Annotated in this window: 8 protein-coding genes and 1 pseudogene; 5 read left to right on the forward strand and 4 right to left on the reverse strand. The window is 47.8% G+C overall.

The features are described from left to right. Positions 1-180 (forward strand): annotated as a pseudogene (locus ACRCZA_RS09970) (hypothetical protein); the annotation flags it as partial. Between the two features lie 44 nt (positions 181-224). Here ACRCZA_RS09970 and ACRCZA_RS09975 read toward each other — a convergent pair. Beyond that, positions 225-461, reverse strand: coding sequence for a hypothetical protein (locus tag ACRCZA_RS09975; RefSeq protein WP_438674290.1), 237 nt, complete (start codon positions 459-461; stop codon positions 225-227). Between the two features lie 69 nt (positions 462-530). Here ACRCZA_RS09975 and ACRCZA_RS09980 point away from each other — a divergent pair, with 69 nt between their 5' ends. Continuing rightward, positions 531-947, forward strand: coding sequence for an META domain-containing protein (locus ACRCZA_RS09980; protein WP_438674291.1), 417 nt, complete (start codon positions 531-533; stop codon positions 945-947). Between the two features lie 233 nt (positions 948-1180). Here ACRCZA_RS09980 and ACRCZA_RS09985 read toward each other — a convergent pair whose 3' ends face one another. Both ACRCZA_RS09985 and ACRCZA_RS09990 read right to left on the reverse strand, forming a co-directional pair. After that, positions 1181-2512, reverse strand: coding sequence for a dicarboxylate/amino acid:cation symporter (locus ACRCZA_RS09985; RefSeq protein ID WP_438674292.1), 1332 nt, complete (start codon positions 2510-2512; stop codon positions 1181-1183). Between the two features lie 361 nt (positions 2513-2873). Then, positions 2874-3173: a hypothetical protein gene (locus ACRCZA_RS09990; RefSeq protein WP_438674293.1), complete on the reverse strand. Its 300-nt coding sequence runs from the start codon at positions 3171-3173 to the stop codon at positions 2874-2876. 198 nt (positions 3174-3371) lie between these two features. Here ACRCZA_RS09990 and ACRCZA_RS09995 point away from each other — a divergent pair, with 198 nt between their 5' ends. After that, complete coding sequence (locus ACRCZA_RS09995; RefSeq protein ID WP_438674294.1) at positions 3372-3815, forward strand: GNAT family N-acetyltransferase; 444 nt, start codon at positions 3372-3374, stop codon at positions 3813-3815. Positions 3816-4014: 199 nt separating this feature from the next. Here the strand turns inward: ACRCZA_RS09995 and ACRCZA_RS10000 are convergent, their stop codons facing one another. Continuing rightward, on the reverse strand, positions 4015-5298 hold the full coding sequence (locus tag ACRCZA_RS10000; protein WP_438674295.1) for a serine/threonine transporter: 1284 nt from the start codon (positions 5296-5298) through the stop codon (positions 4015-4017). A 714-nt stretch (positions 5299-6012) separates the two neighbouring features. On the opposite strand from ACRCZA_RS10000, the gene yjjX reads away from it, so the two are divergent. Further along, complete coding sequence (yjjX, locus tag ACRCZA_RS10005; protein WP_438674297.1) at positions 6013-6567, forward strand: inosine/xanthosine triphosphatase; 555 nt, start codon at positions 6013-6015, stop codon at positions 6565-6567. Between the two features lie 183 nt (positions 6568-6750). Further along, positions 6751-7075, forward strand: a 325-nt coding sequence (locus tag ACRCZA_RS10010) for a MarR family winged helix-turn-helix transcriptional regulator (RefSeq protein ID WP_438674296.1), incomplete at its 3' end; no start/stop codon positions are given.

Below are 7075 nucleotides of genomic sequence, written 5' to 3' on the forward strand. Positions count from 1 at the left end.
CTTAAACTTGATATCGGTTATAGTTTCTTTTCACCCAGCGCAAACGTCAAACTGCCCGAGATGATCGATGCCGCCCGCAATAACCTCACATCCCAACAGCCGACCACTCACCAACCGACACAGGGCAACATTTTAAAATCAGTTAGTTACGATAACTCCCCCCCCATTCGACTGCGCTAGTGTGAAGGCTCTATTGTTACAGGATTATTTGTGTTGTTAGGGCACTATTGTGACGCTGGCTTATCATCTTGCGCTTTAGCCCATTGTACAAACAGCACCACGGGATAGGGTGATATGAATACCAAGCCTAACCCGATAAGGCTCGCAATCACGACCATCCCGAAAAGGACTAAACTCCATGAGGTCAACAGATATAAGCCAAGGCCACTAAAGAGCAAAAGCAGTCCGAGCCAATGCAAAAACTTCAACAAATTCATAGCATTTTTAACGACATCCGCCATATAAACCTCTTTTGTTCTTGCGCTAAAGTTGTCACACTATGAGCATTATTATGAAAAGGAACTAACGCTATGTTTAAAAATACACTGCTTTGCGGCGCCTTGGTACTGGGCTTGAGCGCCTGTCAAACCGCCAATACCACTCAAACCGAGACAATCGCCCTCGAAGGAAGTTGGCAAGTAGAGCAGATCCAAGGCCGGCCGACGATCGACAATAGCCCCGCGCAAATCACCTTTGCCGCAGAAGGTCAGCTCCATGGTAACAACAGCTGCAACAACTTTTTTGGGCAATATAGTCAGCAAGGTCAAGAGCTTAAGCTAATGCCTGCTGGCAGCACCATGAAAGCCTGTATCGAAGCGTTGATGCAGCAAGAGCAGCAATTTATGCAAGCGATGCCCCTCGTGACCAAGGCACAGTTTACCCACGGTAAACTGTCGCTATTAGACAGCAATAATCAAGCCGTTCTCGTACTCACCCAATTAAAATAAGCAGCCTCCAACAGGCTTGCGGTTGAGCTCTTGTGTTAGAGATCTTGTCTTAGAGCTCTTGCGTTTGAGCTGAAGTAAGCTGAGTGCTCACCCCCTGACTAAACGCAAAGGTAAGCCTTAACCGTGTAAAAGTCAGCGTGATAACGCCGTCGTAAACGGGGAACGAGGCTCTCACTGCCTCATAAAAAAAACCGCCAATAATGGCGGTTTTTTATCGCGCAATAAAAGCAATATTACGCCTGAGTGTCGCGCAATGCAGCGTCGGCTATCGCGGCATTTTGCTCGGCAAATACCGCACTTTGGACCATGTCTGCATTATAGTGCTCCTCGTCAAGCTCATCCTCGGACTTAGCGATCACTGTCGTCGCCACCAAATCGCCCGAAACGTTCACAACGGTGCGCGCCATATCTAAAATACGATCAATCCCCGCAATTAATGCGACACCTTCTAACGGCAAGCCGACGGTGGACAACACTAAAGTCAACATCACTAAGCCAGCCCCGGGGACACCCGCGGTGCCAATCGAGGCCAGAGTTGCCGTTAAAATGATTGTCAAATACTCTACCCAAGTTAAATCGATACCAAAGGCCTGCGCCACAAACAGGGCGGTAACCCCTTGGTATAACGCCGTCCCATCCATATTGATGGTTGTCCCCAGCGGTAAAACAAAACTCGAGATCTTCTTATTCACCCCTAAGTATTCACTGGCGCACTTCATGCTGGCAGGCAAGGTGCCCGCCGAACTTGAGGTGGTAAAGGCAACCACCATGGCATTGCTGATCCCTTTAAAGAAATGCAATGGATTTAACTTAGCAAAGACGCTTAACACTATGCTGTAAAAACCCAAGACATGGATAATGCAGCCCAAATACACCGCGATAATCACCTTGATAAGCGGCCACAGCATCTCAATACCATACTCTCCCGCGACCCAAGCCATGAGGCCAAATACCCCATAGGGCGCAAGCTGCATCACCATATCGGTCAGCTTGTACATGGCTTCTGCCAAGCTTTCAAATACCTTAATGGCTGGCTTTCCGTGATCACCTATCAGTACTAAGGCAATCCCTAAGGCCACCGCAAATACAATCACCTGCAAAATCTGGCCGCTTGCCAGCGCCGCGATAGGGTTAGTCGGCACAATATTAATGAGGGTCTGCATTACCGAAGGCACTTCTTTGGCGGTGTGCACGACATCGTGTTGCAATGCTGGCACCCCTGCCCCGGGCTGAAGAATATGGCCGACCAATAACCCAAGACTGATTGCGATCGCCGTCGTACACAGATAAAAAGCAAAGGATTTAAAGCCGATACGCCCCATCTTGGCGGTATCTTCCATCGACGTCACGCCGACAATCAATGAACAAAAGACTAAGGGCACAATCAACATTTTAATCGTGTTGACAAACAATGTGCCTATCGGTTTTAAGCAGGTCGCCTGCTCACCAAAACCAACACCAACCGCAATCCCCAGTACCATCCCGACGAAAATTTGTAACCACAATGGCACCGCCATCCAACGTGACCAAATGCGGCCCAACGCTGACGAGCTATTTTTTGACATGTTCTTAACCTTGATGTTGAAATAATGATTGGATGATGCCCTCTCCGTGGCTGACGCTCTGTTATCCCCCTCATTTTGCGAGGCGCAGAGTCTAGCATAAGGGATAAAAATCCAAGGATGATCTGTATCACGTTGATGCCAAGCACCAGAAAAACCGGCCAACGCGGCGCTTACCGCGTGAAGAATCGAGGTAAATCGAGGTAAATATAAGGCAATGTGTCGCGCTCGATTAAGCTCGCACGCAAAGCAGTTAATCAAGCGGGATAAAGTAAGACGGCGATATGCAAGCAGTCAGCGCGAGTTAACAGCAAAATCATTAACTCACGCCACAACAGCTAAAAAGTACAAGATGTACGCAAGCTTAGGCTTCAAAGTAGTCGGCGCCATAGTTTAACTGCAAACACTCAGAATATAACGAAGCAGGCGGCTGCTCACGCTCAATTAAATAACGCCAATAGTCATCCTCAAAATGACTGAACAGGGAGGGCGCCTCCCCATAGGCACTTAACACCACCCAGCACCACACCCCTGCCCATAATCCCATCGTGATTAAGGTTAAGGTTAAATGCACGCCATGGTGAATTTGTGGCTTTTTATCAACACCATGCACCGGAATGGTCGTTAATTTAAACCGACGGCTAGATCTAATAAATTCCATCATTGGCCACCCAATTTGTCATTAGCATCTCCTATACAGCCTAGCAGATAAGACTTTAGTCTAACAAAAAGCCTCAAATAATCTTTTACAAAAGAGCCTGCGCCCCCTAGCTGATCCTCAGGACTTCCATGCTAAAGTGGCAAGATGCATTGCCCGAGTGCACGACGAGGGCAGCATTTATCACAATCTAGGAGTCGTTACATGTTGATCCGTAAAGCTAAGGAACAAGATCTCTGCGCCTTAGTGCAATTTAATCAAGCTATGGCTACAGAAACCGAAGGGTTAACCTTAGACGAAACCACCCTCACCCAAGGGGTTAGCACCCTACTCAATCACCCAGAAAAAGGCTTTTATCTTGTGGCGGAGCAAGAGGGGGAAATTGTTGGTTCGCTGATGGTGACGTTTGAATGGAGTGATTGGCGCGCCAAAGATTACTACTGGATCCAAAGCGTGTACGTGCGCCCGCAAAACCGGCGCCAAGGGATTTACGGTAAGCTCTACCATGAGGTAAAACGCCTTGCCAAGACTAAGGGTGGCGCGGCCAGTTTTCGGTTATATGTTGAGCAAGACAACCTCAATGCCCAGCAAACCTATCAAGCCTTAGGCATGCAACAAAGCTACTACTTGATGTACGAAGAAAAATAGGGGGAGTGACTCAGCGGGCACTGCCCGAACTCAGTTTATGCATGAGGCAAACACACAGGCTCGGCCCCTCTGAGCATGCTCATATCACGCCCACAAAAAAAGGATCGCCCCGTAAGGCGATCCTTTTTTAGGTAGTGGCAACGCAAGCGCTGCGACCTCAATACTCACTCAATACTCAGTCAAACACTCAGCGAAGCGTTTAGCCAAAGAAGCCAAATAAAATCGCGGTCATCGCCAGTAAGCCTGCCAGTATCACAAAAATATTGCTGATCCGGCCACGATACGCTTTTAATGCTGGCACTTTGTATACGGCGTACATTGGCATTAGGTATAAAATTGCCGCAATGATAGGTCCGCCCAGGGCTTCAATCATGCCCAAAATGCTCGGGTTAATGATTGCAACCGCCCAAATGGTGACAAACATAAACACCAGAATAAACTTGTTGATTTTCTCTTCGGCAATCGATTTATTACTGCTGCGTAACTGTTTAACAATAATGCCCTTCATCCCTTCGGTGGCGCCCATGTAATGGCCAAAGAATGAAGAGATAATCGCGATAAAGGCAATTAACGGCCCAAAGTAACTCACAAAACCACTGTCATGCACGTTGGCAAGGTAAGATAAAATCGCGAGGTTTTGTGCTTTTGCATCGGCTAATTGTTCAGGCGATAAAGACAATACACAAGAAAATACAAACAACATCACAAAGCCAACCAACATCATCGAAGTATTACGTAAAATGACATCGGCTTTACGGGCAGCGTTGTTACCATAATCGCGTTTCAGTGAAACTGAGAACTGTGAAATGGCAGGCGAATGGTTAAAGGCAAACACCAGTACAGGGATAGTTAACCAAACAGTGCCTAAAAATGTGCCGGCATCTGGCATAACTTGCAGTGCATCCATTTTCCACTCAGGAATTAAATACACCGACATGAAGGCCAAAATACCCACCAGCGGATAAACCAATAGCTGGGTCACTTTTAACATCACTTTTTCACCGGCAACCATCACTGCCATCATAGCGAAAATCAATACGCCAGAAAGTAAGAAGCGTGGAGGCGATGCCATCCCTAATTGATTCACGATAAAGCTATCGACGGTGTTAGTGATCCCCACACCGTAAATTAACACGATAGGATAAATGGCAAAGAAGTACAGCACAGTAATGGCCTTACCCGCACCTGCGCCAAAATGCTCTTCCACAACGTGGGTGATATCGCTACCAGGAATATTGGATGAGCACACAAAACGGGATAAGCCGCGATGCGCCAAGTAAGTCATTGGACCGATGATCACCGCCATGAGCACTAATGGCCAAAAGCCTCCCATACCAGCATTGATGGGTAAAAACAAAATACCAGCACCGACAGCGGTACCAAATAAACTCAGCATCCATGTGGTATCTTGGCGAGTCCAAGGCAACCGGGCGGTGGTGTTTTGTTCCTGCGAGCTTTGGAATGTTTCAGGATCTTTTTGCATATAAAGTGACCTTTCGGTGGATAGGCATAAATAATTGAATATAAGGATAACCAAAAATAGTCTTTAAAAGTTGATCTGGCACCATTTTAGGTAAGTGAATTTCAGATTAAGCTGATATTGGGATCTGGATCTATTATTAACTGTAATTAATATTCAATTTTGCATCCACACGATCACAAAAAAGCGCATAAAATACACAATCATTTCACCAACAGACCCAGATTTCGACATCGGGCTTGCTGAGGCAAATTTCACCACAGCGACCAAGATCACGCAATCTCGCAAAACACGACAAGCATCTGCAATCATGCATAAAACATTGAAGCAGATCACGCAAAGATTTGTTAAATAGTAACAACTTGCTACATCATGCTCGTCAAGGTAAGCCCTATAAAAATAGCCTATTTTTCATGGACTATTGACTATTTTAGTTGTTATTAACGCTTTGCGCCTTGCGCTTGATGGGCAAGATCACGGCCACGCAATATCGGCCTCTTTAAATCACCGCGCAGACCACTGCTTAGCCACAAAATACCGCACCGCCATCGGCCCCTGTCACACCTCAGCGCCCAGCTTAAGGTTGGCTGCACTTTTTTACTGAGCTCGGTCGCTGACTATGGCAAAATGCCAGCCCAGACCACTTAGGCCGCGGCAATCATTTCAGCAATGATTCACTTGCGCGCTTACATCAACGTCAATAAGTCACACATCACTATGCAGCAAAACATCATTAAGATCATCGTTGGCTCAACAAACCCAGTCAAAATCAATGCCGCAACTAAGGCCATGGCCCAACTGTTCCCCGAAAGTCAGCTACACGCCACAGGCATGGAGGCCCCCTCCGGCGTCGCCGCGCAGCCGATGACGGATGCCGAAACGAGGCTCGGGGCGATTAATCGTGTGCGCTATTGTCAGCAATACCACAGGGAACATCAGCAACAGGCCGACTACTATGTGGCAATGGAAGGGGGAGTTGATCATTTTGAGTTTGGCCCGGCTACCTTTGCCTATATCGCCATCGGCCATCAGCAGCAACTCGCCATTGGTCGCAGCGCCATGTTACCGTTACCGACACAAGTGTATCGGGCGCTCGAAGCGGGTGAAGAGCTTGGCCATGTGATGGATAGACTATTTAATACTGTCAATATTAAGCAAAAAGGCGGCGCTATCGGCCTGCTTACCCACGGCCACGCTACGCGGGAGAGTATTTACACCCAAGGGATCATCCTCGCGATGGCGCCCCTGTTAAATCCCCAGTTTTACCCCTAGCAACAAGGGGAAAAGCATGAGGCTTAACGGCGAAGGCGCAAGGTTTACGCCATTGGCTCACCACCGGTAAATTCAGCCCCAAGCCCGTGATTGCAATCAAGCCCTAACCTCGCTAACTTAGCGGTAATTTCCCCTTCCCTAGCCAACCTCTTTCTTATCGGGTTGGTATTAATAGGTTTTACTATGGCGCCACAGACAACAGTTTCACCGCAAATGCTCACCAACAGTCCTGAGTCGTCGAGCCAGCTAAGGCAGCTGTCGCGCGCTATCGTTAGGCAATTAGGGATACTCAATACCGCCTTTGGGGACTTACCACTGTCGGCGGTGCAAGCCCATGCCTTGTTTGAAATAGGCCGCACGCCCCTCACCATTAAGGAGCTGGCCAGTAAACTGAGCATCGATAAATCCAATGCCAGCCGCGCCATTAAGCATTTGGTCGATAAAAAACTCGCCCAAAGTCAAATCCATCCAAGGGATAGCCGCTGTTTAATCGTGCAGCTCACCCCCG

Origin of the sequence: Shewanella sp. (assembly GCF_051658185.1) — a bacterium.
GTDB lineage: Bacteria > Pseudomonadota > Gammaproteobacteria > Enterobacterales > Shewanellaceae > Shewanella.

Coding starts and splice junctions, on each gene's coding strand:
- ACRCZA_RS09990 (WP_438674293.1), bottom strand. CDS start 3,173: ATGATGGAATTTATTAGATCTAGCCGTCGGTTTAAATTAACGACCATT.
- ACRCZA_RS09985 (WP_438674292.1), bottom strand. CDS start 2,512: ATGTCAAAAAATAGCTCGTCAGCGTTGGGCCGCATTTGGTCACGTTGG.
- ACRCZA_RS10000 (WP_438674295.1), bottom strand. CDS start 5,298: ATGCAAAAAGATCCTGAAACATTCCAAAGCTCGCAGGAACAAAACACC.
- ACRCZA_RS09980 (WP_438674291.1), top strand. CDS start 531: ATGTTTAAAAATACACTGCTTTGCGGCGCCTTGGTACTGGGCTTGAGC.
- yjjX (WP_438674297.1), top strand. CDS start 6,013: ATGCAGCAAAACATCATTAAGATCATCGTTGGCTCAACAAACCCAGTC.
- ACRCZA_RS09995 (WP_438674294.1), top strand. CDS start 3,372: ATGTTGATCCGTAAAGCTAAGGAACAAGATCTCTGCGCCTTAGTGCAA.
- ACRCZA_RS09975 (WP_438674290.1), bottom strand. CDS start 461: ATGGCGGATGTCGTTAAAAATGCTATGAATTTGTTGAAGTTTTTGCAT.